The sequence below is a fragment of the Pseudomonas allokribbensis genome, assembly GCF_014863605.1.
Classification (GTDB): domain Bacteria; phylum Pseudomonadota; class Gammaproteobacteria; order Pseudomonadales; family Pseudomonadaceae; genus Aquipseudomonas; species Aquipseudomonas allokribbensis.
This window is the reverse complement of sequence record NZ_CP062252.1, coordinates 2,296,852-2,322,679: the sequence shown is the minus strand read 5'-3', so window position 1 is coordinate 2,322,679 and position 25,828 is coordinate 2,296,852. Positions and strand designations below refer to the sequence as shown.

General features: G+C 60.8%; 24 protein-coding genes. 8 read left to right on the top strand and 16 right to left on the bottom strand.

Annotated elements, in window-relative coordinates; genetic code table 11:
• The first annotated feature begins 38 nt into the window (after window positions 1–38).
• Complete coding sequence (locus tag IF199_RS10705; RefSeq protein ID WP_192560334.1) at window positions 39–1,466, top strand: mechanosensitive ion channel family protein; 1,428 nt, start codon at window positions 39–41, stop codon at window positions 1,464–1,466.
• A 58-nt stretch (window positions 1,467–1,524) separates the two neighbouring features.
• On the opposite strand, the gene ycaC is transcribed toward IF199_RS10705, so the two are convergent.
• From ycaC to IF199_RS10670, 7 genes are all read right to left on the bottom strand, one after another.
• Window positions 1,525–2,151 (bottom strand): isochorismate family cysteine hydrolase YcaC, encoded by a 627-nt coding sequence (gene ycaC, locus IF199_RS10700; protein WP_096821302.1) that lies wholly within the window; start codon window positions 2,149–2,151, stop codon window positions 1,525–1,527.
• Between the two features lie 66 nt (window positions 2,152–2,217).
• Window positions 2,218–4,062: an amidohydrolase gene (locus IF199_RS10695; RefSeq protein ID WP_102621580.1), complete on the bottom strand. Its 1,845-nt coding sequence runs from the start codon at window positions 4,060–4,062 to the stop codon at window positions 2,218–2,220.
• A gap of 45 nt (window positions 4,063–4,107) precedes the next feature.
• Window positions 4,108–4,734, bottom strand: coding sequence for an antibiotic biosynthesis monooxygenase (locus IF199_RS10690; RefSeq protein WP_096821300.1), 627 nt, complete (start codon window positions 4,732–4,734; stop codon window positions 4,108–4,110).
• Window positions 4,727–5,143: a DoxX family protein gene (locus tag IF199_RS10685; protein WP_192560333.1), complete on the bottom strand. Its 417-nt coding sequence runs from the start codon at window positions 5,141–5,143 to the stop codon at window positions 4,727–4,729. Before IF199_RS10685 ends, IF199_RS10690 begins: the two co-directional genes overlap by 8 nt.
• A gap of 90 nt (window positions 5,144–5,233) precedes the next feature.
• Window positions 5,234–6,529, bottom strand: coding sequence for an Ig-like domain-containing protein (locus tag IF199_RS10680; protein WP_192560332.1), 1,296 nt, complete (start codon window positions 6,527–6,529; stop codon window positions 5,234–5,236).
• Between the two features lie 197 nt (window positions 6,530–6,726).
• The gene (locus tag IF199_RS10675; protein WP_192560331.1) at window positions 6,727–7,098 is read right to left on the bottom strand and encodes a DUF6124 family protein; all 372 of its coding nucleotides are present in this window, start codon (window positions 7,096–7,098) and stop codon (window positions 6,727–6,729) included.
• 317 nt (window positions 7,099–7,415) lie between these two features.
• Complete coding sequence (locus IF199_RS10670; RefSeq protein ID WP_192560330.1) at window positions 7,416–8,339, bottom strand: LysR family transcriptional regulator; 924 nt, start codon at window positions 8,337–8,339, stop codon at window positions 7,416–7,418.
• Between the two features lie 209 nt (window positions 8,340–8,548).
• On the opposite strand from IF199_RS10670, the gene IF199_RS10665 reads away from it, so the two are divergent.
• The gene (locus tag IF199_RS10665) at window positions 8,549–8,950 is read left to right on the top strand and encodes a helix-turn-helix domain-containing protein (protein ID WP_096821297.1); all 402 of its coding nucleotides are present in this window, start codon (window positions 8,549–8,551) and stop codon (window positions 8,948–8,950) included.
• Between the two features lie 7 nt (window positions 8,951–8,957).
• Here IF199_RS10665 and IF199_RS10660 read toward each other — a convergent pair whose 3' ends face one another.
• A complete protein-coding gene (locus IF199_RS10660; protein WP_192560329.1) occupies window positions 8,958–9,527 on the bottom strand; it encodes a flavodoxin family protein in 570 nt (189 codons plus the stop codon).
• 334 nt (window positions 9,528–9,861) lie between these two features.
• Here IF199_RS10660 and IF199_RS10655 point away from each other — a divergent pair, with 334 nt between their 5' ends.
• Window positions 9,862–12,648 (top strand): ATP-binding protein, encoded by a 2,787-nt coding sequence (locus IF199_RS10655; protein ID WP_192560328.1) that lies wholly within the window; start codon window positions 9,862–9,864, stop codon window positions 12,646–12,648.
• Here the strand turns inward: IF199_RS10655 and IF199_RS10650 are convergent.
• Together IF199_RS10650 and IF199_RS10645 are read right to left on the bottom strand one after the other, a co-directional pair.
• Window positions 12,610–14,082: an ATP-binding protein gene (locus IF199_RS10650; protein ID WP_192560327.1), complete on the bottom strand. Its 1,473-nt coding sequence runs from the start codon at window positions 14,080–14,082 to the stop codon at window positions 12,610–12,612. The genes IF199_RS10655 and IF199_RS10650 overlap by 39 nt on opposite strands.
• A gap of 90 nt (window positions 14,083–14,172) precedes the next feature.
• Window positions 14,173–15,123, bottom strand: coding sequence for a GlxA family transcriptional regulator (locus IF199_RS10645; RefSeq protein ID WP_192560326.1), 951 nt, complete (start codon window positions 15,121–15,123; stop codon window positions 14,173–14,175).
• A gap of 213 nt (window positions 15,124–15,336) precedes the next feature.
• Here IF199_RS10645 and IF199_RS10640 point away from each other — a divergent pair, with 213 nt between their 5' ends.
• Window positions 15,337–16,059 carry a pirin family protein gene (locus IF199_RS10640; RefSeq protein ID WP_192560325.1) on the top strand — a complete coding sequence of 241 codons (723 nt, stop codon included), beginning with the start codon at window positions 15,337–15,339 and terminating at the stop codon, window positions 16,057–16,059.
• A 51-nt stretch (window positions 16,060–16,110) separates the two neighbouring features.
• Here the strand turns inward: IF199_RS10640 and IF199_RS30345 are convergent, their stop codons facing one another.
• Window positions 16,111–17,082 (bottom strand): coiled-coil domain-containing protein, encoded by a 972-nt coding sequence (locus IF199_RS30345; RefSeq protein WP_244142455.1) that lies wholly within the window; start codon window positions 17,080–17,082, stop codon window positions 16,111–16,113.
• 249 nt (window positions 17,083–17,331) lie between these two features.
• A complete protein-coding gene (locus IF199_RS10630; protein ID WP_192560324.1) occupies window positions 17,332–18,207 on the bottom strand; it encodes a LysR family transcriptional regulator in 876 nt (291 codons plus the stop codon).
• A gap of 111 nt (window positions 18,208–18,318) precedes the next feature.
• On the opposite strand from IF199_RS10630, the gene IF199_RS10625 reads away from it, so the two are divergent.
• The 4 genes from IF199_RS10625 to IF199_RS10610 all read left to right on the top strand — a co-directional run bounded on the left by IF199_RS10625 (window position 18,319) and on the right by IF199_RS10610 (window position 22,224).
• Complete coding sequence (locus IF199_RS10625) at window positions 18,319–19,539, top strand: YbfB/YjiJ family MFS transporter (protein ID WP_192560323.1); 1,221 nt, start codon at window positions 18,319–18,321, stop codon at window positions 19,537–19,539.
• Between the two features lie 64 nt (window positions 19,540–19,603).
• A complete protein-coding gene (locus tag IF199_RS10620) occupies window positions 19,604–20,602 on the top strand; it encodes an NAD(P)H-quinone oxidoreductase (RefSeq protein WP_192560322.1) in 999 nt (332 codons plus the stop codon).
• Window positions 20,603–20,714: 112 nt separating this feature from the next.
• Window positions 20,715–21,659: an alpha/beta hydrolase gene (locus IF199_RS10615; RefSeq protein WP_096821288.1), complete on the top strand. Its 945-nt coding sequence runs from the start codon at window positions 20,715–20,717 to the stop codon at window positions 21,657–21,659.
• Between the two features lie 151 nt (window positions 21,660–21,810).
• Entirely contained in the window at window positions 21,811–22,224 is a 414-nt protein-coding gene (locus IF199_RS10610; protein WP_192560321.1) for a VOC family protein, read from the top strand.
• A 56-nt stretch (window positions 22,225–22,280) separates the two neighbouring features.
• Here the strand turns inward: IF199_RS10610 and IF199_RS10605 are convergent, their stop codons facing one another.
• The 4 genes from IF199_RS10605 to IF199_RS10590 all read right to left on the bottom strand — a co-directional run bounded on the left by IF199_RS10605 (window position 22,281) and on the right by IF199_RS10590 (window position 25,777).
• Window positions 22,281–22,610, bottom strand: coding sequence for a hypothetical protein (locus tag IF199_RS10605; RefSeq protein ID WP_096821286.1), 330 nt, complete (start codon window positions 22,608–22,610; stop codon window positions 22,281–22,283).
• A gap of 74 nt (window positions 22,611–22,684) precedes the next feature.
• Window positions 22,685–23,716, bottom strand: a complete 1,032-nt coding sequence (gene rtcA, locus IF199_RS10600; RefSeq protein ID WP_192560320.1) for an RNA 3'-terminal phosphate cyclase — start codon at window positions 23,714–23,716, stop codon at window positions 22,685–22,687.
• Window positions 23,717–23,724: 8 nt separating this feature from the next.
• Entirely contained in the window at window positions 23,725–24,513 is a 789-nt protein-coding gene (locus IF199_RS10595) for a nucleotidyltransferase domain-containing protein (protein ID WP_096821284.1), read from the bottom strand.
• A 37-nt stretch (window positions 24,514–24,550) separates the two neighbouring features.
• A complete protein-coding gene (locus IF199_RS10590; RefSeq protein ID WP_192560933.1) occupies window positions 24,551–25,777 on the bottom strand; it encodes an RtcB family protein in 1,227 nt (408 codons plus the stop codon).
• Between the last annotated feature and the right edge of the window lie 51 nt (window positions 25,778–25,828).

The window sequence follows — 25,828 nt, the reverse complement described above, 5'->3', positions numbered from 1 at the left end:
GTGTGGCGTTTTCTTTTGTGCCCGCCGGAGTTCACCTCATGAGCGTTTTTTCTGCCCACCTGCTGTCCTGGAGTGCCCTGCTGCTGGTGCTCGACGCCCTGCTCTGGCACCTCGCGCCGTTCAAGCATCGCGCGCAACGGGTCGGTGTGCGGCTGGTGCTGTTTCTGGCCTTCAGCGCGCTGATCATCAATGCCGGCGTCAGCCCGTTGCAGGCGCCAGTCTTTGCCGATGATCAGGTAGCGCAACTGGGCGCGACGGCGCTGGGAATTTTCTGGTGGCTGTATGCCGCGCGGGCATTGACCGAAGTGATCGGCCTGATCCTGATGCGCCGCATCGGTCACAGCGGCCGGTTGTTGCAGGACGTGATCGGTGCGCTGGTGTTTCTGGTGGCCATCGTCGCGGCCGCCGGTTATGTGCTGGAGCTGCCGGTGAAAGGCCTGCTCGCCACTTCCGGGGTGTTCGCCATCGTGGTCGGTCTGGCGCTGCAAAGCACCTTGAGCGACGTGTTCTCGGGCATCGTGCTCAACACCACCAAGCCGTATCAGGTCGACGATTTCGTGGTGATCGACGGCGTCGAAGGCAAAGTGCTCGACATCGACTGGCGCGCCACGCACCTGCTGACCAGCGCCGGCACCCTGGCCGTGGTGCCGAACTCGGTGGCGGCCAAGGCCAAGATCGTCAACCTCAGCCGCCCGAACAACCTGCACGGCGTGTCGATCAGCATCAAGGTGCCGAACCACATTCGCCCACGCCGGGTACTCGACGCCCTCGACCGCACGCTGCAAGGCAGCAGCAGTCTGTTGCTGACGCCTGCGCCGAAAGCGGTGCTCAAAGAGGCCGGCGAAGAGATGTCGGAATACGTGGCCAGCGGTTTTATCGCCGAGCTGGGCAAAAAGGCTGAAGTGCGCAATCAATTGTTCGACCTCGCCCATCGCCATCTCGAAGCGGCCGGTATTTCGCGGCACCCGGACGGCGTGATCGAACCTTCGACCCGCGCCCGCGCCTTGCTCGATGAAGTGAAAATCTTCCGCTCGCTCAGCCATGAAGAACGCGATCGCCTCGCCGAATCGATGGTCGCGCAGCAGTACAGCGCCGGGCAGGTTGTGCTGGATCTGAATGAAGTGCCGGACAGCCTGTTCGTGATTGCCACCGGCGTGGTCAGCGCCAGCGTGCCGGACGGCAATGGTTTCACCGAAGCCGGGCGCATGGGGCCGAGTGAGGTCATGGGCGAGCAGAGCATTCTGGCCGATACGCCTTCGCAGGCAACGTTTACGGCATTGACGTCTTCGATCATTTATCGGCTCGACAAGAACCTCACCCGCCAGTGCATGGAACAGCGCGGCGAAGTCGGCCAGGCGTTGAACAAGTTGCAGGCGGTACGGCAGCAGAACAGTCGGCTGGCGTTGATGGCCCAGCCTTTGCCGGTTCGCAAGGGTGGGTTTCTGGGGTGGCTGCAAAAGCGCTGAGCCCTTTGCGACAGACAAAAAAATGCCCGCTCTTCAGCGGGCATTTTTCCTCAACCCATTACTTGGCAGTGAACTTGGTGTAGCTGTTGATCAGGTTGCGGTAGTTCGGCAGGCGATTCGACAGCAGATTCGCCAAACCTTCCATGTCGTTGCGCCAGTCGCCCTGCAGCTCGCAAGCCACGGAGAACCAGTTCAACAGTTGAGCACCGGCCGCCGACATGCGCGCCCACGCTGCTTGCTGCACGGTTTCGTTGAAGGTGCCGGACGAGTCGGTCACCACAAACACTTCAAAACCTTCAGCCAGCGCCGACAGGGTCGGGAACGCCACGCACACGTCAGTCACCACACCGGCGATGATCAGTTGCTTGCGGCCGGTGGCCTTGATGGCCTTGACGAAGTCTTCGTTGTCCCAGGCGTTGATCTGGCCTGGACGCTGAATGAACGGTGCGTCCGGGAATTGTTCGCGCAGTTCAGGCACGATCGGGCCGTTCGGACCGGCGTCGAAACTGGTGGTGAGGATGGTTGGCAGTTTGAAGAACTTGGCGATGTCGCCCAGCGCCAGCACGTTGTTCTTGAACTCGTTCGGCGAGAAATCCTGCACCAGCGAGATCAGGCCGGTCTGGTGGTCGACCAGCAGGACCACGGCATCGTCTTTGTTCAGGCGCTTGTAAGGAACGTTGCTCATTTGAAACTCCTCGGGTGGTGGTGAGGTGAAGCGCCGACCCCGGTGGCCGACGCTTTATTGCAAGACTCAGAAAGCGAAGCAGGAGCAGCCGAACGCACCCCAGAAACCGGCGAAATCGCTGACCGGCGCATTCGACATCCGGGCTTTTTCATGGCTGTGGGTATGCACCGCACACGGGCCGCTGCACTGGTGCACCTGCGCCTGCAACGGCGAATTCGGGCGCCAGTGGCCAGGGACTTTCACCACTGGCGACCAGTCCGGCAGCACCGGCAATGCACGTGGACCGAGGTCTTCGAAGTCGCCGGCGGAATAAACGATCTTGCCGCCGACCACGGTCAGTACCGACTCGATCCACTTGATCGCCTCTTCCTCGACATGGAAGAAGTCCGCGCTCAGCGCTGCCAGATCCGCCAGTTGACCGACCTTGATCTGGCCCTTGTTGCCCTGCTCGGACGAGAACCAGGCGCTGCCGTGGGTAAACAGTTCCAGCGCGGTGGCGCGCGGCAAACCTTCTTCATACAGCGCCAGACCGCCAACGGTGCGACCGCTGACCATCCAGTACAGCGAAGTCCACGGGTTGTAACTGGACACCCGCGTGGCATCGGTACCCGCGCCGACCGGTACGCCTTCGGCGAGCATGCGTTTGATCGGTGGCGTGGCTTCGGCGGCCTGCTTGCCGTAACGGTCGACGAAGTACTCACCCTGGAACGCCATGCGATCCTGGATCGCGATGCCGCCGCCCAGCGCTTTCACTCGCTCGATGTTCTGCGGGGTGATGGTTTCGGCATGGTCGAAGAACCACGGCAAACCGTTGAACGGAATGTCGCGGTTGACCTTCTCGAACACGTCGAGCATGCGGCTGATGGATTCGTTATAGGTGGCGTGCAGACGGAACGGCCAGCGTTGCTCGACCAAGTGGCGCACCACCGGCTCCAGCTCCTGTTCCATGGTCTGCGGCAGGTCCGGGCGCGGTTCGAGGAAGTCTTCGAAGTCCGCTGCCGAGAACACCAGCATCTCGCCAGCGCCGTTGTGGCGCAGGAAGTCATCGCCCTGATGCAACTTGACGCTGCCGGTCCAGTTCTGGAAATCGGTCAGCTCTTCTTTCGGTTTCTGGGTGAACAGGTTGTAGGCGATACGCACGGTCAGTTGCTCATCCTTGGCCAACTGCTCGATCACCTGATAATCGTCCGGGTAGTTCTGGAAACCACCGCCGGCATCGATGGCGCTGGTCAGGCCGAGGCGATTGAGCTCGCGCATGAACTGGCGGGTCGAGTTGACCTGATATTCCAGCGGCAGCTTCGGCCCCTTGGCCAGCGTCGAGTACAGAATCATCGCGTTCGGCCGCGCCACCAGCATGCCGGTCGGGTTGCCGTTGGCATCGCGCACGATCTCGCCGCCCGGCGGGTTCGGTGTGTCGCGGGTGTAGCCGGCCACGCGCAACGCAGCGCGGTTGAGCAGCGCACGGTCATACAGGTGCAGGATGAACACCGGGGTGTCCGGCGCCGCCTGGTTGATTTCTTCGAGGGTCGGCATGCGTTTTTCGGCGAACTGGAACTCGTTCCAGCCACCAACCACGCGCACCCATTGCGGGGTCGGTGTGCGGTCGGCCTGATCCTTGAGCATGCGCAGCGCATCGGCCAGCGACGGTACACCTTCCCAGCGCAGTTCGAGGTTGTAGTTCAAACCGCCACGGATCAGGTGCAAGTGCGAGTCGTTGAGGCCGGGGATCACGCAGCGGCCCTTGAGATCGACGACCTGGGTGCCGGCGCCGCGCAGGGCCATGGCTTGCGCATCATTGCCGACGACGGCGAAGCGGCCGTCCTTGATCGCCACGGCACTGGCGAGGGGTTTTGTGCGGTCTACGGTATGAAATTGGCCATTGAACAGAATCAGATCAGCGTTGGCGTTCATCGCAGTTCCTTCGATATTAGTGAAACGAAGCCCAGACCTGCCGGCTCAGCGCGGCGGGTTGGTGTTGGAATCCAGGTGTTCATGGGGCTGACTGGCTGTCAGCCACGGTGCGAACAGGCGGGTCGCGGCCGGCATGCAGACGTACACCACCGACAGCACGATGGTCAGGGTGATCAGGAACGTGGCGACCACGTAGTTGGACAGGAAGGCATTGAGTTGCAGCAGCGGCCCCCAGATCAGCGGCACCAGCAAGGTGTGCGGCAGAATCACGAACAGTGTCACCACAGCCTGCTTCCAGCGCGGTGGCGGCGAGGCGGCATCGGCCAGTGGCGTGAACCAGAACTCGTTGGCCGCATTGACCTCGGTCTGGTCACCGTCGGCGAGCATCGGCGCCGCTTCATCGATCAGCTTCTGGCGTTGCGGTGAATCGAGCCAGCGCTGCATCGCCTCGGTCGAGCAATAACGCAGCACGCAAGTGAACAGCGCGAGACCGCCCTGCTTGCTGCGCATTACATCCACGCCCAGGTGCCCTTCTTCGCGCCCCGCCACGCTGACGATATTGCGCAGCCAGGCTTCGTACGGTTGTTCGAAACCGGCCTTGACCCGATGCTTGACGATCAACGTCACGGTTTCTTCGGGTCCCGGGGTTTTCAGGGTCTGGGAATCAGGCATAACGGAGCACTCCGGGCAAACGAACATTGAGCGCCAGCCGTCCCGGCCCGGCGATCAGAACAGTGGTGAAGAGGATCAACAGCAACCAGCCGAACTGCCCTTCGGCCACACTCCATTGCGGATGCACGATCAGCAGCGCCACCAGCAGCACAAACAGAATAGGCAAGCACGCCAATCGCGCCAGCACCCCGGCGACGATCAGCAGCGGACAGAGGACTTCGGCGAAGATCGCCAGGATCAGCGTGAGGTGGGCACCGAGGTGGAACGGGTCTTCGATCAGTTGCAGTTGCGCGGTGAAGTCCAGCAGCTTGGGCAAGCCGTGGACGAACAGCAGAAACAACCCGCCGGAGACCCGCAGGAACAGCAGGCCGAGGTGTTGCGCCTGGTCATTGCGTTGTGCAGCGTTCATGGGCCCACCCTTGATCAATCATTGCAGGCAATGGTGCAACGATTGATCGGGGGGAAATTGGATGGGTGTGCTCTTTTTGGGAGAGCCTGATCAGGAAGGGACTGCGGTGATTGCTCGCATTTGCACAGTACTTCCCCAAGGCCACCAGGCACCTGACAGCCGGTTGCCCTCCCAAATTCTGAACCCCATTCCTGCCGGTTGGATCTGAGTCCACCGATATGCAAGTGGATCCGGGTAAATTCGATTCTCGAAAAGATCGCGACCGTAATTGGCCAAGTGACTGATAGGCAGAAACTCGAGGTTACCGTCGCCCCTGCCACCGACGCTACGTACCCATGCACTTGCCTGATCCGCCGTTAACATCGAGTTGTTGACCAACAACTGGAAAACGTTATCCACCTGAACCGTATAGGAGCCGCTTCTGCCGGTAGCATCAGTCGCAGTGATGGTTGTGGTGCCGTTTCTGACAGCAACCACCTTTCCATTTCCATCGACGGTAGCAATATTTGGATTCCCGGAACGATAGATATGCGGAGCTATTCCGCCGGTCGCTGGGCGAGTCGTACTGCTCTCATTGAAAGACTGGTATGGCCAGCCGTAACTATTGAAAAACGAGATTTGATCGAGTGCCATCCGTGATGGATCGATCACAGGCGCAGGTGCCCCGGCCGCCTGAATATTCATAAACGTCGTCGCCGACTGGTTACGGTTGCCTAACTGGTCGGTCACGACGCATCTGACCGGCGTGTTGGGGTTGTCACCTATCAGCTTGAAATCGGCGGCTGTCAGGGTGACCGTGATGGGTTTGGTTGGATCAGTGACCTTGATCGTGGTTTTCCATACCCCAACAGTCAAAACAATCTCGTCGTGCTGTCGTGCAAAGCTGACGTTGAAGAGAAACACCACCCCCGCCGCCGCTTCCGTCGGACCGACAAAGGCCGGATGGGTGATGGTAATGCCGGCCGGCGCCGGATAACCGGGGGCCGGGTCGTGATACAGCACATTCAGTATCGGAGTCGAATCTTCGTAATTACCGCTGGGGCGAGTTACCCGATAGAACAGATCGTTCTGACCGTCCACCAGCCATCCCGGCGGCAAATCCATTTCAATCCGGTCGTTCTCTTCTCCCTTCTTGATGTTCTTGATCACCCCTGTTGGCTGGCCGTTGTGCCACAGCTCCACAGAGTCACCAACGGCCAGAGTGGTGGACAACGTTGTGACCGGGTCAATCACCATGTACAGGCCACTGGGTGGCTGATAGATCGACTGGGGAATTCCCCCGTGGAAGACTCCGGCGGGAAGAACAGGCGCTCTCCATCCCGGGATAAACATGGGTACCAACAAAAGTCCCGCCGTGACCTGCGGAGAATAAGGATTGATCTGCATTATTTAACCCCTCGGAAGCCGGACCTGAACCGTTTCGGAACAGACCCCATCACACCGCGAAAGAACGTATGCGTCACCTGTCAGATCTGACAGGTGAGCGTAACTTCAAGACCAACGGTCGTCGCTTGAAGGGAGTACAGTCATTTCACCCGGACACAAAAAACGGCCCTTTGCAGGGCCGTTCTGATTGCACTCGCTCAAACGCTCGCGTCAGCTGGCAGCTCCAGGGTATCCAGCACTCTGTTCACCGCCAGCTCCCCCAACATGATCAACTGCGCAATCCCCAACAACACATGTCGCTGCGGGCCGTCGAGCATTCCGGCGAAGTCGTTGGCCATGACTTTGGCCGAGGTCAGGGTTTCACAGGCGTTGGCCAGCAGTTCTTCGCGCTCGATGCCGGGGGCGATCTTGTACATGGTGTTGGGTTTGAGCACGGGTTTTCGCGGGAGGAGCGGATTGAGGTAATGATCGAGCGCGCGTTCGGCGGCTTCGTGGAGTTTCCTGGAGTCGAGGGTTTCGTAGGGCGAGGTTGTATCGGTTTCAGGTGGGTTTGGCGTGGGTTTGATCATGGTTGCATCTCCAGAGTCATTGAGCTGCCACGATTCGCTGCGATACGAAGGGGTGGCAGCCATACGCGGGTCGCAGACCGGGACTCTAGAACCGGCAGACCCAAGGGTCTCCCACGTACAGCCGCCATAAAACCGGAGGATGTTGTGCGTCTAGAGATCGCGGGCTGCGAGACCCGATCACTGATTCGTCAGCGACCCGGAAACGATAAGACCCAGCCCCAAGGCGCACAAGCCGGCGGATTCTGGCGTACACGTAGGCAAAGGCGCAAGGCGTTGTGGCTTACCGGAAGTAACGCTAAACACCTTTCAACAACACACTAAGCCGCCGGTATATCCAGCGTCACCGACATGAACTGACTGATCCGCGACCGCAACCATTTCTCCGCCGGATCGTTGTCATGTACCCCGCTCCACGCCATCGACAGTTGCGCCGCATCAATCGGAAACGGCGGATCTTCAGCCCGCAACGCACAACCTTCGACCAATGCACACGCCGCGTAATCCGGCACGGTCGCGATCATCTCGGTGCCCGCCAGCAGCGCGCGCAAGCCACTGAACTGTGGCACCCCGAGCACCACCCGGCGGCTGCGGCCGACCTTGGCCAGGTCCACGTCAATGTTGCCGCTCAAATCCCCCGAGAACGACACCATCGCATGAGGCCGCTCGCAGTATTCGTCGAGGGTCAGCGGGCCCGGGCGATCATCGCCGCGCAGGACTTTGCAGGGAATGTCGCGCAGCTTCTTGCGCTTGGCGTTGGCCGGCAGATCGGTGGTGTAGCTCACGCCGACGGAGATTTCCCCAGACGCCAACAGCGTCGGCATCAGCAGGTAGTTGGCGCGGCGCACCACGACCACGATCCCCGGCGCCTCTTCCTGCAACTGGCGCAATAGCGGTGGAAACAGACCGAACTCGGCGTCATCCGACAGGCCGATGCGGAACACGTCGCAACTGGTCGCAGGATCGAATTCCTTGGCCCGGCTGACCGCGCCGGAAATCACGTCCATCGCCGGTTGCAGCTCCTGAAGAATCGCCAGCGCCCGCGCCGTCGGCTCCATGCCGCGACCGTTGCGCAGCAGCAGCGGATCGTCGAACAGATCGCGCAAACGGCCCAGTGCTGCGCTCACCGCCGGTTGGCCCATGAACAGTTTTTCGGCGACGCGGGTCAGGTTCTTTTCGAACATCAACGCTTCGAAAATCACCAGCAGGTTCATGTCGACGCGGCGCAGATCGTTTCGGTTCATGGGCGTGTTTTCCTTTTTGGCCAGGCGCAAGTGCTACGCACTTTACTTGATCGGCGGCCATTCGAAATCAGCTTTGGTAGCGGAATTAACAACGTTTAACTCGTCAGCCTTCGCCCCTCGCCAAACAATGAATCCCTCTGCGCAGCGTTGTTTTATTGACCTGAGGGAAAGCGCTGACCGTGCCTTCCCCCCCGACACGGACATTGGCCATGGCTCATTCACAGCAAACCGTCGCCCTCGCCCCTGCCAGCGAACCCCGCAAGATCAACACCGGTGGCCTCAGCCCGCAGCGCGAACGCTTGGTGAAACAACTGATCCTCGAACGCCTCGGCGACAGCCTTGAAGTCACCGAACTGGCCAACGCTTGCGCACTGTCGCGCAGTCACTTTTCCCGGGCGTTCAAGTGCAGCACCGGGTACTCGCCGCAAGACTGGATCCGCGCCCAGCGCATTGCCCGGGCCAAACTGTTGATCCAGCACACCAACCACAGCCTCACGCAGATCAGCCTGGAATGCGGCTTCTGCGATCAGGCGCACTTCTGCCACATCTTCACGCGCAGCGAAGGGATCAATCCGTTTGCCTGGCGTTGTCAGGTCATGAAAAACCGCTGAGGCGGTGTCATTCCCGCGCCATCCGCTGAGCCAGCCGTGCCACCCGCTCGCCCAGGTGCGCGGCGGTCTGCTGGTCTTCCAGCGGCGGTGCCTGTTCGGGCGGTTGTTCGACCGAGGATTGGGACATGGCGCCGAGGGAGCTGCCGAGGCGATTCAATTGACCATCGAAGGCACCAGCATGTGCACGTGCCGGCAACAGATCGAGCCCGACCCAGATCATCGAATGCTGGGCGGCGAACACCGCCAGTTGCAGCAGGGTATTGAGTTTGTCGCCACACAGGCTGCCGGAGTTGGTGAAGCCCGCCGCGAGTTTGTTGCGCCACGGCCGGGCAAGATAGAACGAGGCCGTGGCCTCCATGAACTGCTTGAACGCCGCCGAAGCGCTGCCCATGTAGGTCGGCGCGCCGAAGATGATGGCGTCGGCACGGTGCAAGTCGTCCCAGTGGGTTTCCACGTCTTCCACGGCCAGCAACAGGCAGGTGCTGCCCACGTGGCGTTCCACACCCTGAGCCACAGCCTGGGCCATGACGCGGGTGTGCCCGTAGCCACTGTGATAGACCACCACTACCTTGCTCATCGCAGCGTCCTCCGGACGTATGCACTCCATTGCCTTGGAGTTTTGGCTCTAGAACGGGCGCGGACGAGTTAATCGTTGTTAATTTTTCCCGGCTGTCGGGCGAACCGGCACAGGTTCCAGCCTTTAAATACAGTGATGTCAGCACCCGAAACGGACAGACGCTCAAATGTCAGGTCTTCAAGCAAGTTGCGTTGGCGCCCATTCCTGAAGAATATGCTCGGATACTGCGGATTAGACGGCTTGCATGCCCATCGAGTCGCTGTCCGACCACCCCGTCACGGTTTTTTCACCCTGTTCGGGTCAGGATCATAAAAAACATCGAAGGAGTGGGCGGTTGAGTCTTTCCCCGAATCAGGCCATCGGATTTGGCCCCTATCGGATCCACCCCGGCCAGCGGCTGGTGCTTGAAGGCGACCAGCCTTTGCGCCTGGGCCGCCGCGCCATGGACATTCTGCTGATCCTGCTGGCCAACGCCGGCGAGGTCGTGAGCAAGCAGCAATTGATCGCCGAAATCTGGCCGGACAGCGTGGTGGAAGACATCAACCTGCGAGTGCACATGGCCGCCCTGCGCAAGGCTCTCGGCGACGGTCAGGCCGGGCAGCGCTACATCGTCACGGTGGCGCAGCGCGGTTACAGTTTCGTCGCGCCGATCCTGCTGCAATCCATCGAACAACGCCCCGCAACCGACCCCATCGGTCGGCACAACCTGCCATTGCGTCGTACGCGGATGATCGGCCGTCAGCCGGTGGTCGACAGCCTGATGACGCAACTGCCGCGCCAACGCTGCATCACCCTCGTTGGCCCCGGCGGCATCGGCAAGACCACCGTGGCCTTGCGCGTCGCCGAACAGTTGATCGGCCGTTATCGCGACGGTATTCGTCTGCTGGATCTGGCACCGCTCAACGATTCCGGCTCGATCTGCTCGCACCTCGCCGCCCTGCTGGACCTTTCGCTGCATGACAGTGAACCGATGGCGTGCCTGATCAACAGCCTGCGCGAGCGCCAGATGCTGCTGGTGATCGATAACTGCGAGCACTTGATCGACGCCGTGGCACTGCTCAGCGAAAGCATTCTGCGTGGCGCGCCGCAGGTACACATTCTGGCCACCAGCCGCGAAAGCCTGCGCGCCGAGGGCGAATACGTGCAGCGTCTGGAATCACTCGACTGCCCGCCACCGATTGCGGTGCTGGACCGCGATCAGGCGATGGGATTTTCCGCGCTGCAGCTGTTCGTCGAACGGGCAATGGCCGCCCACGAACACTTTGAGCCGGGCAATGCCGACCTGCCCTTGATCGTCGAAATCTGCCGTCGGCTGGATGGCATCCCGCTGGCGCTGGAGCTGGCGGCCGCGCAGGTGGCGAGCCTTGGGCTGGACGGTGTGCTGAGTCAGCTTCAGGGAAGCTTGCCGGCGGGTAACCAGACTCACCTCGGCCGACATGAAACCTTGCGTGCCACGCTGGACTGGAGCTTCAACCTGCTCAACGGCTGCGAGCAGACCAGCCTGCGCCGACTGGGCGTGTTCAGTGGCGCGTTCACGCTGGAATCTGCGGCGGCGGTCATCGTCGGCCAGCACATCGAGCCCGGCGAAGTGTTCGCCTCGATCACGCAACTGGTCGCCAAGTCGTTGCTCAACGTCGAGGTCGGCGATGAAGAAGTGTTCTATCGCCTGCTCGACACCACCCGCCGCTATGCGCTGGAAAAACTCGACCAGGCCGCCGAACTCGGCGAAACCCGCGAGCGTCATGCCGAACGCTGCCTGGCGTTGATGCATCAGGCCCAGGCCGATTGGGAGAACACGCCGACCGAAGTGTGGATCGAGCGCTACGCCCGTGGCCTGGAAGACCTGCGGGCGGCGCTGGAGTGGACGCTGAACGATGAAGGCTCGCGCCCGCTCGGCGTGCGCCTGACGGCGACTTCGGCGCCGTTGTGGCAAGAGTTGTCCCTGCTCAAGGAGTACGGCGTTCATGTGCGCCGGGCACTCGCGTTGCTGGCGACATCCGACGAGCCCTGCCCGCGACTGGAAATCGCCTTGAAACTGGCCCTCGGCAGCGCCTGCTATCACACCTGGGGCGGCACACCGGAAACCATCGAAGCCTTCGTCAGCGCCCGCCTGCTGGCGCAACGGCATGACGACAAGGCCGGGCAATTGCGTGCGGTGTCGGGGCACATGGCGGTCAATCTCAGTTGCGGGCATTACCGGATGGCGCTGGAACAAAGCGAGCAATTCGAGAGCCTCGGCCTGCACGGCGATGCGCAGTTGTCCCTGAGCACCCACCGTTTGCGGGTGCTCGCCCTGCATTACGCCGGCGATCAGCATCAGGCGCGAATCCATGCCGAACAAGTCATTCAGCGCATGGCCCACAGCGGCCACCTCAACCGCTTCACCCACGGTTTCGGCGTGCAATACGATCAGAGCGTTGCTTCGCTGACCGTTCTCGCACGGGTGTTGTGGCTGCAAGGATTTCCCGAGCAGGCCTGGCGCACGGCGCGGCAGGCGCTGGACATCGCGGTACAGATCAACCACGGCACCTCGATCTGCTACACCCTGGCACTCGCCTCGTGCCTGATCGCCCATTACAACGGCGACGGGCAAAACGCCCGCGCGTTGCTGCAACTGCTGCTCGAACAGGCGCAAAAGCATTCGGTGCTGCTGTTCTACACGTGGGCGCGGCACTATGCGCAGGTGATCGACGCCGGCAAGGCTCCCGCGATACCGCCCGCCGATAGCGGCCTGGTCAGGGAAATCATGGTCACACTGGACACCGGTTTCGTTGATGATGCATTGCTCGAACGAGCACAAAGCGGCGCGGCTGGCTGGAGCACCGCGGAAATCCTGCGAGCTCGGGCCGAGCGATTGCTGGCCGCTGAATCGCCCTGCCATCACACCGTCGAAAGCGCCTTGCAGCAATCGCTTGTGATTGCGAAGACGCAAGGCGCCCTGGCGTGGGAACTGCGCAGTGCGACATCGCTGGCTCAGTTGTGGCAGCGCCAGTCGCGCTACCGCGAAGCACTGGAGTTACTGACACCGGTCTACCAGCGCTTCACCGAAGGTTACGCCACCCCGGATTTGCGCAAGGTGCGCTTATTGCTCGACGAATTGCGCAGTCAGTTGCGGGCGTGAGTTCGATCGCGTGCGTCCCAGGTAACGCGCATGCCGACGCTCGACATCACCCAGCTCGCCGCCCTGCTCCAGTTGCTCACGGGCATAGCGGCGAGTGGTATTGAGCATTCGGTAACGCAGCGTCCCGCTGGATCGATCCACCGTCAGCAACGACTTGGCCGCCAACTGTTCAACGACAGCCACCATCGTCGAGGGTGGCAGTTGCACGCAACTGATCACGCCGATGGCGGCATCCAGCGTGAACGCCATTTTGAAAACCGATAACCGCTGCAGCACGCGTTGTTCGTGCTCGCTCAAGCGTTGATAGCTCCAGTCCAGTGCGGCCATCATCGACTGATGACGTGGCACGGCGGTCCGGCGGCCGTGACTCAAGACTTGCAGGCCGTTATCCAGCTGCGCCTGCAACCCGACCAGTGCCAGTGCGTCGATCTGCGCCGCCGCGAGTTCAATCGCCAGCGGAAGGCCGTCGAGTCGTCGACAGATATCGCGCACCGTTTCCAGATCCTGCTCACGCAGACAGAAGCCGTGTTGACGGGCACGGGCGCGACTGACAAACAGTTGCACCGCCGAATAATCCATGACCTCGTCGACGCTGTTGAGCGCCGAGGTTTTAGGCGTGGTGAGGGGCGGCAATGGCTGGAGGACCTCCAGGGCGAGACGCAACGGCTCGCGGCTGGTGGCCAGGATCGACAGACGGGGCGCTGCGTCGAGCAAGGTCTCCAGCAAGCCCCGGCAGGCTTCGTGCAGAGGGTCGCAGTTATCCAGCACCAGCAAAGCGTGGCGCGTTGCCAGGGTGGGGAAATCGATATCGAGGGTATGCAAAAGATGATCGACGAGTGAGGTTTGCTCGTCGATCAGGGATAAATCCACCCGCCAGACGCCATCGCGAAAATGCTGCAGCAACAACTCCGCCGCTCTCAGCGCGACGGTGCTCTTGCCGACGCCGGCAGGTCCCGTCACCGTTATCAGTCGGGACAGCGGCAATTGCCGCACCAGACCACCGACCAATGAATCGCGGCCGGTGACAGGCGTCAGCCGTGCGGGCAGATTGTGCTGCGGAGCTTGCAGGCTTTCGAACACCACCTGGGCGACGCTGTCGCCGTGCACCGGTGCAACGAAGCTGTACCCGCATTGCGGCACATTGACGATGTAGCGCTGTCCGTTCTCGCCATCGCCCAGGGCCCGGCGCAACGCCGCGATGTGCACCCGCAGATTGATCTCCTCGACCACCGACGTTGGCCATACCAGCGCGATCAATTGCTCTTTGCTGACCACCCGGCCGGCACGCTCGACCAACACTTGCAGAATGTCCAGCGCACGACCGCCCATGCGCAGTTGCCGATCCCCTTCGAGGATCAGCCGTTGGCGCAAATGGAACGCGTACGGACCGAAATGCAGGACCGACGCCGAGTTCAATTCGTTGAGGCTGTTCATGTCCGTTATCTTGGCAGGCCACGATGACGGTACAACCGTCACACGGGGCGCAGCACGGACATCCGGGTGCGTGTAACGGACAGAATCGCTCTAGCTGAACTGTTCGCGATACTGGGCCGGGGTCAGCCCGAGCTTTTCGCCGAACAGAAAACGCATGTGGCGCACGCTGCCGAAACCACTTTTGTAGGCCACCGTCTTCAACGGCAGATCGCTGGTTTCCAGCAGATTGCGAGCGCAATCGATGCGCGCACTTTGCAGGAACTCCATAGGTGTCATGTTGACCTCGCGAGCGAACACCCGGGCGAAATGACGAGCGCTCATGTTCGCAAGGCTTGCCATGCGTTCGATGGTGAAGCTTTCTTCAAGGTGTTCCAGAACGTGATTCTGTACCCGGGTGATGGGCGTTTCCTGGGGCGAAACCGCCGCCATCAGCGGACTGAATTGCGCCTGACCGCCCTGACGCTTCATCACCACCAACAGCACTTTGGCCACGTCCTGGGCGAGTTTCTTGCCGTGATCGCGGGCCACCACTGCCAGTGCCAGATCGATGCCGGCCGTGACGCCGCCGGACGTGATCAGGTTTCGGTCCTCGACAAAGATCTGGTCGGTGGCGACATCCGCGTTCGGAAAACCCTTGATCAAGCGTTCGGTGTAATTCCAGTGGGTGGTCACGCGATAACCGTCGAGCAACCCGGCGTAACCCAACACAAAGGCCCCCGTGCAAATCGAACCGTAGCGCTCGGCACGGCCGACCGCACCTTGGAGCCAGGCCAGCAACGGCGGGCATTTTTCGTTGTAGGCCCCGGGACCGCCCGGCACCAACAGCAGGTCATAGCGATCACTGGCTTCGTCGATGTGCCGGTCTGTGTGCACCAGCACGCCGTTGGAGGCGCGCAGCGGCCCACGCTCAGTGCCCAGAAGCGTCAGTTGATAATGAGCGTCCGGCTTCAGGTATCGGTTGGCAACCGAAAACACTTCCAGCGGCCCGGCCATATCGAGCAGAAGAAACTCGGGAAACAACACCATTGCCACGGTTTTCATGAGCAGACATCACTGAAATCAATGAACGATTATAAGTTTGCGCATTATGACCAAGTACAGCGCAAACGTTGGAGAAGAATGCGTGAGCTGACGCACATAACTGTCAACCCTGAGGGGACAGTATTTCAATTTTCATCTACTTATTGCACCCAAGAGTAACCAGTAACCTTCTCCTCACTCGGACGAATCAACGTCCTGAAAGGAGATTTCATCATGCTGACCCTTCGCAAAGCTTCCGACCGTGGTCTGGCCAATCATGGCTGGTTGAAGTCCTTCCACACCTTTTCTTTCGCCAGTTACCGCGACCCGCGTGAGCAGGGTTTCTCCGACCTGCTGGTGATCAACGATGACCGCGTCGCCGCCGGTAAAGGCTTCGGCCAGCACCCACACCGCGACATGGAGATTTTCTCCTATGTGCTCGAAGGTGCGCTGGAACACAAGGACACCCTGGGCACCGGCTCAGTCATCCGCCCGGGCGATGTGCAACTGATGAGCGCTGGCAGCGGCGTGGCCCACAGCGAGTTCAACCACTCGGCAAGCAAGCCTGTGCACTTCCTGCAGATCTGGATCGTGCCGGACGTCAGTGGTGCCAAACCGCGCTATCAACAGGAGCACTTCAGCGAGCAGAAAAAACGCGGTCGCCTGCAACTGATCATCTCGCCCGAAGGCACCCACGGCTCGCTCAAAGTGCGCCAGGATGCACGCGTGTATGCCGGGCTGTTCGATGGCCAGGAAAGCGCCACACTCGAACTGCCTGCAAACCGCTACGCCTATGTGCATGTTGCTCGCGGCAGCGTTGAACTGAACGGCGTGCAGTTGAAGGAAGGCGACGGTGTGCGGGTTCGTGAAGAACAGGCACTGACCCTGAGCAATGGCCAGGATGCCGAAGTACTGGTGTTTGATCTGCGGCCGCAGGAGTTGCCGGAAATGCCATGAGTCGCTGGTGTTCATCGCTCACAAAAAACGGCCTTCGTTGAAGGCCGTTTTTCATTCCGTGGGCAGGGTGATCAGCGTTGCCGGTATGGAACTCCCAGCCTCTTTCACCGACTGGATCATGGCCAGGGTGGTCTGCATCGTTACCAGCACGTTTGCCTGATTCGCGTAGTAAGAACCCGCGAGTATGGCAACCATCCCGAGAAAATGTACGGCCGTTGCCGCCCAGTAATTCGCCTTGATCGTCGAGACCTGCCTGATTGCTTCGTCAATTCGCTCCAGAGACCTGTCCATGCGAGCCGAGATGACCGCGTAACGCTGGTCGCGTTCCAGGTGAGCCTTTTCTTGCTCCAGTCTGACTTTTTCGTAGACTTTCTCTCGCTCGACCCGAGCGGTTTCCCGCTCCTGTCGGGCCGTCTCCAAGACCTTTTCATGTCCCAGTCGAGCCTTCAAGCGCTCCTGCCGAAGGTTTTCCAGATTCTGCTCATGCGCCAGCTGAATTTTTTCCAGAGCCAGCTCCCGCTCCTGACGCACCTTCTCCTGAGCCTGCTCGCGCTCAAGGCACACGTTCTTCTGAGCCTCCTCCCGCTCAAGGCGCGACTTCTCCTGAGACTGTTCCCACTCCTGCCGCGCAGTTTCCTGCTCTCGTTTCTGCTCCAGCCGCGCCACCGCCTGAGCCTTCTCCCATCCCTGCCGTGCAGCCTCCTGCTCTCGCTTCTGCTCCAGCCGCGCCACCTCTTGAGACCGCTCCCGCTCCAGCCGCGCCGCCTCCCGAGCCTGCTCCCGCTCCACCCGCGCCGCCTCCTGAGACCGCTCCCACTCGAACCGGGCTTCCTCCATGGATCGTTTTTGCTCCAGCCGGGCCTGCTCCTGCCTTTTTTCGACCTCCAGCCGTGCCTGGTCCCGCTCGGCCTGCTGGGTCAGAAAGCCATCGATCTTGGCGGACATGGACTCGATCCGCGCATCGATTCTTGTCTCGATGACTTCGATCCTGGCGCTGAATTCGTCTCGCGTTATGTAGGTCATAGACTCAGTTCTATCCGTTTGCCCGGCCATGTCGCTTGCTTGAAATTGGCTGACTTCCCTTGCAATCAATTCCGCACCTCTGACGTTTATCAATACTTCCCTGGATTGATCACCTCGGAGGGTTTCACCTGCTCACTCCGGGTGTGAGAAACGATAGGACCCGGCCAAAAAACTCACAAGCCAGCGGATTCTGGCGCTGTTGTAGGCAAGATCGTCAGCTGATGTAGCCGTCCTACACAGCATCAAGGACTACTCATTCTCCAGCGCAAACGCCTCGACAATGTGCTCGATCACCACCCTGACCCGCGCGGTATGGCGCAAATCCGCGTGGGTCACCAGCCACACTTCATAAGGCAACGGACGCGTGCGCTCCGGCCACAGCCTGACCAGACCGTCGCGTTCGCCCATGTAGACCGGGATTTCTCCTACACCCAGTCCGGCGGCAATCGAGCGTCGTACCAGCAGACTGGAGCTCAGACCGGCGACGATACGCCCGCGAGTCACGGGTTCGGTCACCAGGGTCAAGTCTTTGTTGCCTTGCAGATACGGCTGGTACACCACCAGATCATGCCCCTCGAACGCACTGCCTGGCGCCGGCACGCCATGGCTGTCGACATAGCTCTGCGAGGCAAACAGCCCCACCGGCCAGCGCGCGATGCGCCGGGCGATCAGGTCCGGGTTGTCCGGGCGGGTATTGCGCACCGCGATGTCCGCTTCACGTTTGGCCAGGCTGAGGATCTGCGTGGAGGCGTCCAGGTGCACGCGCACGTCCGGATGCTGTTCGTGTAACTGCGCAATGGCCGGAATCAGGAAATCGATGGCCAGCGAATCGGTGGTGCTGATTCGCACACTGCCGGTCAGGCGATCATCCAGGCCCTGGATACGCCGCTCCAGCTCCAGCGCCGAATGCTCCATTTTTTCCACCGACTTGAGCGCGGCTTCACCGACTGCCGTCAGTGCATAGCCCTCGGAGGTGCGCAGAAACAAGGTCGCGCCCAGCGACTTTTCCAGTGCTGTGATGCGTCGCCCGACCGTCGCCTGATCCACGCCCAGTACACGCGCGGCGCCACGCAATGTCGACTCGCGGCAAACCGCAAGAAACACCCGTGCGTCATCCCAGTTCATACCGTTCTCCATTGATGCATAAACGCATCACAATCACGCAAACTCGCTGCATTAACGCAGCAAAGATAGCCGATATGCTGGGCGCCATAAACCTTTCACAGGATTGCCGTCATGCACACTTCAACTGCTTTGCCCGAGCGTCCGGACACGAGTGTCTGGCTGGCGATCTTCGCCGGACTCTGCGCCAGCCTGGTCAGCATCGGTCTGGCGCGTTTCGCCTACACGCCGCTGATCCCTTCGCTGATTCAGGCGCAGTGGTTTTCCGCTCATGATGTGGTCTATCTCGGCGCGGCCAACCTGGTCGGTTACCTGATCGGCGCCCTCCTCGGCCGCCCGCTGGCACGCAGGTTTACCCAGAGAAACGCTCTGCGTCTGATGATGCTGGCGGTGACCGTGGCGTTTTTCGCCTGTGCGTACCCCGTGTCGGTGAGCTGGTATTTCGGCTGGCGCCTGCTGTCGGGAATCGCGGGAGGCGCGATCATGGTGCTGGTTGCCTCGACCGTATTGCCCCATGTACCGGCCGCGCGCAAGGGCCTGGCCAGTGGGGCGATTTTCCTCGGCATCGGTCTGGGCATCGCCGGCTCGGGCACGATCGTTCCGCTGCTGTTGAGTCTGGGCCTGCAAGCGACCTGGCTTGGATTGGGCGCGCTGTCGCTGGCGCTGACGGCATTAAGCTGGTTCGGCTGGCCCTCGGAGCTGCCCCATGTAACCACCGCAACGGCTCAGGTGGAGCCGGTCGAGCCGACACCGTCTGCTGTTTATCTGCTGTTTGCCCAGTACGCATTCATGGCCGCCGGGTTGGTGCCGGCCATGGTCTTTCTGGTGGATTACGTCACCCGTGGACTGGGCGCCGGGGCGCACGTCGGCGCGCTGATCTGGGTCATGTACGGTCTGGGTGCCATCGTCGGGCCGGTGAGTTATGGCTTTCTCGCCGATCATCTCGGCGCACGAACCGGCATTCGTCTGGTGCTGGTGGTCCAGGCGATCACCCTTGGTTTGCTGGCCATTTCGCATTCGTTCCTGGCGTTGGCGCTGCTGGCGGTGGTGCTCGGTTCGTTTCCGCCGGGCATTGTCCCGCTGGCGTTGGCAAGGGTGCATGAGCTGGTGCCGGATCATCATCGCCAACAGGTGGCGTGGAGCCGCGCCACGGTGTCGTTCGCCACGTTTCAGGCGCTGGCCGGATTCGCCTATTCGGCGCTGTTCAACGCCATGGGCGGACAGCACGTGCTGCTCTTCGTGATTGCCGGCGGTGCCATTGTGATCGCTCTGATACTTGAGCACGCCATAAAACTGCTGCCCTCCTCCGTCGAGCAACGCTGCTGCGCCCAATGACGGGAATCATTGCGCCCTGAGTGCGCTCCCATCTACTGATCACTTGTATTAAGAGGAATCGACAATGACGTTGCCCACTGAAATGACCCGCATCGAAATCACTGAACCGGGCGGGCCCGAGGTTCTGCAATCCAGACGAGTCCCGCTGCCGGTCGTCGCGCAGGGCGAACTGCTGATCCGCGTGCACGCAGCAGGTATCAATCGGCCGGACGCCTTGCAACGTGCAGGCAAGTACCCGATGAGACCCGGGATGAACCCGATCCCCGGTCTGGAGGTGGCCGGTGAAGTCGTGGCGCTGGGTGCAGGTGTCAGCACTTTTGCCGTGGGCGACAGGGTTTGCGCGCTGACCAATGGCGGCGGTTATGCCGAATACTGCACGGTTCCCGCGGGCCAGGCCCTGCCGATCCCCGACGGGATGGACTGGATTCAGGCTGCGGCAATCCCCGAAACCTTTTTCACGGTATGGGCCAATCTGTTCGGTCTCGGTGGTGCGATTCGAGGGCAGCGTGTGTTGATTCACGGGGGCACCAGTGGCATCGGCACCACCGCGCTGATGCTGTGCCGCGAGTTTGGTATCGAAGCCTTCGCCACCGCCGGCAGTACCGATAAATGTGAGGCCATCCGTGAATTGGGCGGTGAGCCGATCAACTATCGCGAGCAGGATTTCGCTGCCGTCATCGCCGAGAAAACCAACGGCCAGGGCGTCAATGTGATTCTCGACATCATGGGCGGCTCGTATCTGAACGCCAACCTCAACGCACTGGCAATGGATGGCCGCGTGGTGATGCTCGGTTTTCTTGGCGGCGCCCGTGCCAACGATGTCGATCTGTTGACCATTCTCGGCAAACGAGCCGTGGTCACTGGTTCCTTGTTGCGCGCACGCACTTCTGCGGAAAAGGCTGCCATCGCCGATCAATTGCGCGAGCACGTCTGGCCGGTACTGGCCGCCGGGCGCTGCCTGCCGATCATCGACAAGGTCTACCCGCTCACCGACGCGGCCCAGGCCCATGCGCACATGGAAGCCGGTGATCACATCGGCAAGATCGTGCTGAACGTGGCTTGAGCCACAGCATCGTTTTGTAATGATTGCAGGCGGACGACGATCGAAAATGTCACGCGCGGACCAAGGCATCTGGTAAAAAGCCTTCTTTGTCCACGCACTGGTGAAACGTTCAATGTTCCTTGCCTTCATGACCCGACTTCGCCGCCGGCGCCTGGCGTTTGCGTGCATGGCCGCCCTGATCATCGGTCTGCCGGCGAGTTGCGCCGTACTGGAACACACCGAACGCAAGCTGCTGTTTCGCATCGAACCGGGCACGGCCGGCTGGTATCACGGCTTGCCCGGCAGCGTTCAGGAACTTGACCTGCAACCCAAAAGCTTCAAGGCCGGGCAGAACATTCATGCGTGGTGGTGGCCGGCGGAACGGGCCAATGCCCCGGCCATTCTTTATCTGCATGGCGTGCGCTGGAACCTGACCGGGCAGTTGTTTCGCATCGAACAGCTGCGCGCGGCGGGGTATTCGGTATTGGCCATCGATTACCGAGGCTTTGGTCAGAGTCATGGTGACTTGCCGTCAGAAAGCACCGTTTATGAGGATGCACGGGTGGCCTGGGAACGCTTCCAGCAACTGCAACCGGACCCGAGCAAACGTCTGATCTACGGGCACTCTCTCGGTGGTGCGGTCGCCATCGACCTGGCTGCCGAGCTAGGCCGGGACGCCGCCAGAAATCATACGCCGCTGCCGGTCCGGGGTCTGGTGATTGAGTCCACCTTTACCTCACTGGCCGACGTCGCCGCGGCGGTGGCCAACACATCCCTGCCCGTTCGCTGGCTGTTGTCGCAGAAGTTCGACTCCATCGACAAGATTGCCGACATCCATATGCCATTGTTGGTCGTGCACGGCCTGGCCGATGCGTTTGTGCCGTCACGCTTCAGTGAGCAACTGTTCGCGGCCGCCAGCCAACCCAAACGATTGCTGCTGGTACCCGGTGGGACGCACAACAACAGCATGGCACTTGGCGGACAAAACTATCGCAAGGCGATCGATGCATTGATGCAAACCAAGCCCGCCGCACGCGTCGCAGGCGCAACGTTGTTGCAAGGCGCGCGCGATTCCTGAAAACAGAGACCATCGGTCATCCCGGCGTAAATAATTGCAGCACTGACTGGCAATCCGTCGATCTAACGCTTTGCTGGATGGTGTCAATCCATGACGCAGCTTCGGCACACCCGGCCGCGCTGCGTTTCACTGCCTGTTCGGGAGCACCACCATGAAAATCAACCCGTACCTGATCTTCAACGGCGATTGCCGTGCGGCCTTCACGTTTTACGAGCAATGCCTGCAAGGCAAGCTTGAAGCGATGATGACTTTCGGCGAAACGCCCGCCGCAGAGCATGTTCCGAAAGAGCATCACGATCTGATCATTCATACCTGCCTGAAGGTCGGTGATCAGATGCTGATGGCATCGGACACCACGCCCGACCGTCCGACCCAGGGCATGAGCGGTTGCTCGGTGTCCTTGAACGTCGACACCGTCGCCGAGGCTGAAAGAGTCTTCAACGCCCTGGCCAAGGACGGTCGAGTGGACATGCCACTGGAAGCGACCTTCTGGGCCGCACGTTTCGGCATGCTGGTGGATCGTTTTGGCGTGTCGTGGATGGTCAATTGCGAAAGCGACAAGTGATGCAGCCAATGCGCCGGACATGAAAAAGCCCGACCTCTTCAGGTCGGGCTTTGTATTTATCGCTGAGCCAGTTCATGTCTCACGCATTGTTCGTAATAGGTCTGCTTGACGGCTGCAGGCTTGAGGCGCGAGGTACTGTTGTAGGTCTGCTCTGTGATGCCCATCGCAGTCATGCGCATCCACGGTTGCTGAAACCTGCGCACCTGCAAGCGCTTGCGGGCGCCATAAAGGGAAATCCCCGACAGCTTCGATTGCTGCGCGCCGGCTGCGATGTCCGAACCCCAGGTACAAGCAAAACGATGGCTCTTGCTCAGTTCCCTCGCCTGGGCGCCCAGCGCGAAGAGAGCCAGGGAAAGCGTTGCAACGGTGATGACAGTCGTCCGCATAGGGCCAGCCTAACCTTTTGAAAAAAGGCGAGTTTGCCGGTGTCGGAAACATTCGGGGGCCAGCAGTTTGCCGCCTATTGGTCTCGGGGGCTGACTTCTATCCTCAACCGATCGGTGCTTTCTTCACGGCACTCAATGGTGACTGGCAAAAAGCGCTCGATCACGGCGACGTTACTCTGCAGATGCTCGGTCATCGCGGGCGTCGTAAATGAGCCAGATCCGGCCAGCGCCATCGGCAACAACAATTGATCGGCCAGATGTTCAGCCACCGCCGCACCACTGCGCAACCAAGCGTCTGCCTGATTGACCGCAACGTCCGCAACGGTCTCTGCGCGCAGTGAAGCCTGGCCAAACGCGCTGAATACTTCCGTGACGTGTTCAAACGCATATTCCAGCAACAGCACGTTACCCGGCCCGCACTCCGGATCAAGGCTGATCGCATTCATCGTCGCTGGCGGCATATTCAAACGTCGGGCCACACGGTCAAGCTCACGTCTGGCGATGTCCGAAGCGAGACCTGCCGTCAGCGCAAACGCCTTTTGTGAAAGCGGCGAGCCGCGATCGCACACATGCAACGCCGACAGTTTCGACGGCTGCACCGTGGCCTCGATTTCGCCACCACCCGCAGGAACGAATCCATGACGAAGCAGCTTCAGATCAACCTCGGCCCCCATGCGTCGCAACAACGGCAACCAGCTGCGGGTGAGGAAATCGGTCGGTGGCGCCAGCGGATTATGGGTACCACCACTGATCCATACACGACTGGCTTGCGGCGCCCGCAACAACGCGGGCAGCAAGGTCTGCAACACCAGTGTGCAACTGCCGGCGGTACCAATGGCAAAGCGGTATTCGCCGCCGCGAATCGGTCCGGGCTCGAAGCTCAACGCTTGCGACCCCAACTCTGCGCCTTGAGTCCGTGCACCGCAGACCTGTGCCGCCGCCATCACGGCGGTCAGGTGCTGGCGCAACAAACCCGGACGGCTACGTTTGGCACGAATCCGTTCGATGCGAAATGCCCGTCCCGTCACCATCGACAGGCTCAAGGCACTGCGCAACACCTGGCCGCCACCAATAGCGCCGTCCAGTTCAATCACGTCCTGTTTCATTTTCTTCCTTATGCGTACAACCCGACGGTTTCTCTGAGGTATCGATCGAGCTGACCGGAGTCTTCCCGGGTTCTGGCCAATGTCGGTACTTCGCGCTCCAATTCAGCGGCGATGAATCGATGCAGCGCCGGGCGACGAGGACCATAGGCGCTCTCATCGGCATTGCGCTTGAGTGCGAGCAGCTCATCGACTTCGTCGAGCAACGCCTGGTCATCGACGGTGCTCAGTAGATCGGCAAATGTCATCGGCGGCCGGCCACGGCCCTGGTCGATCCAGCGCACGGCCAGCAGCGGCCGCAATACGTAGAAGTACTTTTTGAACCTCACGCTGTCGCCCTGCAAATAACCACGGAAGTTCTTCTTCGCCATCGACAGGTAGTGATTGCGCGCGGCCGGCGGGCTGTAAAACGCCTCGGCAAGCGCCCGCAGTTGAGAAACCGCCGCGGTTTCGCTGCGGTACACCAGCGGTGAGTCGAGCCACTCCAGCAAGGTCGGATTGGACTTTCGCAACAGCCCGAGGGTTTTGCGCAGCTCCCAGCCACTCACGTCGAGTTCATCATCCAGCGGCCGTTCGATCACGTCCCGAGGCGCGTCGACCTGGACGAACCACTCGGGTTTCTCCACATAAACAAAGCGCACATCGTAATCGCTGTCGGTCGAGGCGAATCCCCAGGCCCGGCTACCCGACTCGCAGGCATACAGCACCGTGACATTACGCTCGCGCTCTATGCGCGCCAGCTCTTCCAGCACCCGGGCGCGCATGGCGCTGCACAGCGGGTGACGTTCTTCGAATTTCATGTCCTTCAATCCTTGTTCCAGCGTGCCGTGGCACGCGCTATCCCTTGACGCACACCACCTGACGCAAGGTGTGCAGCACTTCCACCAGCTCGCGCTGGGCGTGCATGACTTTGTCGATGTCCTTGTAGGCCATCGGAATTTCATCGATCACCGCAGCATCCTTGCGGCATTCAACGTGCGCGGTGGCACGAATCTGATCTTCAACGGTGAAGGTGTTTTTTGCCTTGGTACGGCTCATGGTTCGACCGGCACCGTGGCTGCAGGAGCAAAACGATTCTTCGTTGCCCAGACCGCGCACAATGAAGCTCTTGGCACCCATCGAACCTGGAATGATCCCCAACTCACCCTTCTTCGCCGATACCGCACCTTTGCGGGTGACCAGAATGTCTTCGCCGAAATGCCGCTCTTTCTGCACGTAGTTGTGATGGCAGTTCACCGCCTCCAGTGCCACTTCGAATGGCTTGCGGATAATCTGCCGCGTGGCCTGAATCACGGCCTGCATCATCAACGCGCGATTCTGCCTGGCGAAGTCTTGCGCCCAGCCCACCGCCTCAACGTAATCATCAAAGTGCTGGCTGCCTTCTTCGAAGTACGCCAGGTCACGGTCCGGCAGGTTGGCGATGTGCTGACGCATATCCGCCTGTGCCATCTGGATGAACAGGTTGCCGATGGCGTTGCCGACACCACGCGAACCGCTGTGCAACATGAACCAGACCCGATTGGCCTCATCCAGACACACTTCGATGAAGTGATTGCCGCTGCCCAATGTTCCGAGATGCCCACGGTTGTTGGTGTTGGCCAGTTTCGGATACTTGTCGGTGATTGCCTTGAACCGTGGATGCAGCGCCGCCCACGCCTGATCGGCCTGCACCGGAATATCGTCCCAGGCGCCCTTGTCACGCCGCGACCGGGTCGAACTGCGGCCATGGGGCACCGCCTGTTCGATGGCACTGCGCAGGCCATGCAGGTTGTCCGGCAAATCAGCAGCAGTCAGAGACGTTCGCGCAGCAATCATGCCGCATCCGATATCGACTCCGACCGCCGCCGGGATGATCGCGCCTACAGTGGGGATCACGCTGCCGATGGTCGAGCCCTTGCCCAGGTGGACATCCGGCATCACGGCGAGATGCTTGAAGATGAAGGGCATCTTCGCCGTGTTCATCAGTTGCTCGCGGGCTTCGTTTTCCACCGGGACGCCTTCGGTCCAGAGTTTGATCGGCTTGCCGTTGGCAACTTCCAGCAGTTGGTAAGTGTGTTGTTTCATCATCTCGATTCTTTATTGTCTGGCCGATGATTCGGCGCTGTTACACAGCCT

What these genes read in the sequence shown, in the direction of transcription:
- IF199_RS10705 (WP_192560334.1), top strand. Translation starts at nt 39, where the DNA reads ATGAGCGTTTTTTCTGCCCACCTGCTGTCCTGGAGTGCCCTGCTGCTG.
- ycaC (WP_096821302.1), bottom strand. Translation starts at nt 2,151, where the DNA reads ATGAGCAACGTTCCTTACAAGCGCCTGAACAAAGACGATGCCGTGGTC.
- IF199_RS10695 (WP_102621580.1), bottom strand. Translation starts at nt 4,062, where the DNA reads ATGAACGCCAACGCTGATCTGATTCTGTTCAATGGCCAATTTCATACC.
- IF199_RS10690 (WP_096821300.1), bottom strand. Translation starts at nt 4,734, where the DNA reads ATGCCTGATTCCCAGACCCTGAAAACCCCGGGACCCGAAGAAACCGTG.
- IF199_RS10685 (WP_192560333.1), bottom strand. Translation starts at nt 5,143, where the DNA reads ATGAACGCTGCACAACGCAATGACCAGGCGCAACACCTCGGCCTGCTG.
- IF199_RS10680 (WP_192560332.1), bottom strand. Translation starts at nt 6,529, where the DNA reads ATGCAGATCAATCCTTATTCTCCGCAGGTCACGGCGGGACTTTTGTTG.
- IF199_RS10675 (WP_192560331.1), bottom strand. Translation starts at nt 7,098, where the DNA reads ATGATCAAACCCACGCCAAACCCACCTGAAACCGATACAACCTCGCCC.
- IF199_RS10670 (WP_192560330.1), bottom strand. Translation starts at nt 8,339, where the DNA reads ATGAACCGAAACGATCTGCGCCGCGTCGACATGAACCTGCTGGTGATT.
- IF199_RS10665 (WP_096821297.1), top strand. Translation starts at nt 8,549, where the DNA reads ATGGCTCATTCACAGCAAACCGTCGCCCTCGCCCCTGCCAGCGAACCC.
- IF199_RS10660 (WP_192560329.1), bottom strand. Translation starts at nt 9,527, where the DNA reads ATGAGCAAGGTAGTGGTGGTCTATCACAGTGGCTACGGGCACACCCGC.
- IF199_RS10650 (WP_192560327.1), bottom strand. Translation starts at nt 14,082, where the DNA reads ATGAACAGCCTCAACGAATTGAACTCGGCGTCGGTCCTGCATTTCGGT.
- IF199_RS10645 (WP_192560326.1), bottom strand. Translation starts at nt 15,123, where the DNA reads ATGAAAACCGTGGCAATGGTGTTGTTTCCCGAGTTTCTTCTGCTCGAT.
- IF199_RS10640 (WP_192560325.1), top strand. Translation starts at nt 15,337, where the DNA reads ATGCTGACCCTTCGCAAAGCTTCCGACCGTGGTCTGGCCAATCATGGC.
- IF199_RS30345 (WP_244142455.1), bottom strand. Translation starts at nt 17,082, where the DNA reads ATGACCTACATAACGCGAGACGAATTCAGCGCCAGGATCGAAGTCATC.
- IF199_RS10630 (WP_192560324.1), bottom strand. Translation starts at nt 18,207, where the DNA reads ATGAACTGGGATGACGCACGGGTGTTTCTTGCGGTTTGCCGCGAGTCG.
- IF199_RS10625 (WP_192560323.1), top strand. Translation starts at nt 18,319, where the DNA reads ATGCACACTTCAACTGCTTTGCCCGAGCGTCCGGACACGAGTGTCTGG.
- IF199_RS10620 (WP_192560322.1), top strand. Translation starts at nt 19,604, where the DNA reads ATGACGTTGCCCACTGAAATGACCCGCATCGAAATCACTGAACCGGGC.
- IF199_RS10615 (WP_096821288.1), top strand. Translation starts at nt 20,715, where the DNA reads ATGTTCCTTGCCTTCATGACCCGACTTCGCCGCCGGCGCCTGGCGTTT.
- IF199_RS10610 (WP_192560321.1), top strand. Translation starts at nt 21,811, where the DNA reads ATGAAAATCAACCCGTACCTGATCTTCAACGGCGATTGCCGTGCGGCC.
- IF199_RS10605 (WP_096821286.1), bottom strand. Translation starts at nt 22,610, where the DNA reads ATGCGGACGACTGTCATCACCGTTGCAACGCTTTCCCTGGCTCTCTTC.
- rtcA (WP_192560320.1), bottom strand. Translation starts at nt 23,716, where the DNA reads ATGAAACAGGACGTGATTGAACTGGACGGCGCTATTGGTGGCGGCCAG.
- IF199_RS10595 (WP_096821284.1), bottom strand. Translation starts at nt 24,513, where the DNA reads ATGAAATTCGAAGAACGTCACCCGCTGTGCAGCGCCATGCGCGCCCGG.
- IF199_RS10590 (WP_192560933.1), bottom strand. Translation starts at nt 25,777, where the DNA reads ATGAAACAACACACTTACCAACTGCTGGAAGTTGCCAACGGCAAGCCG.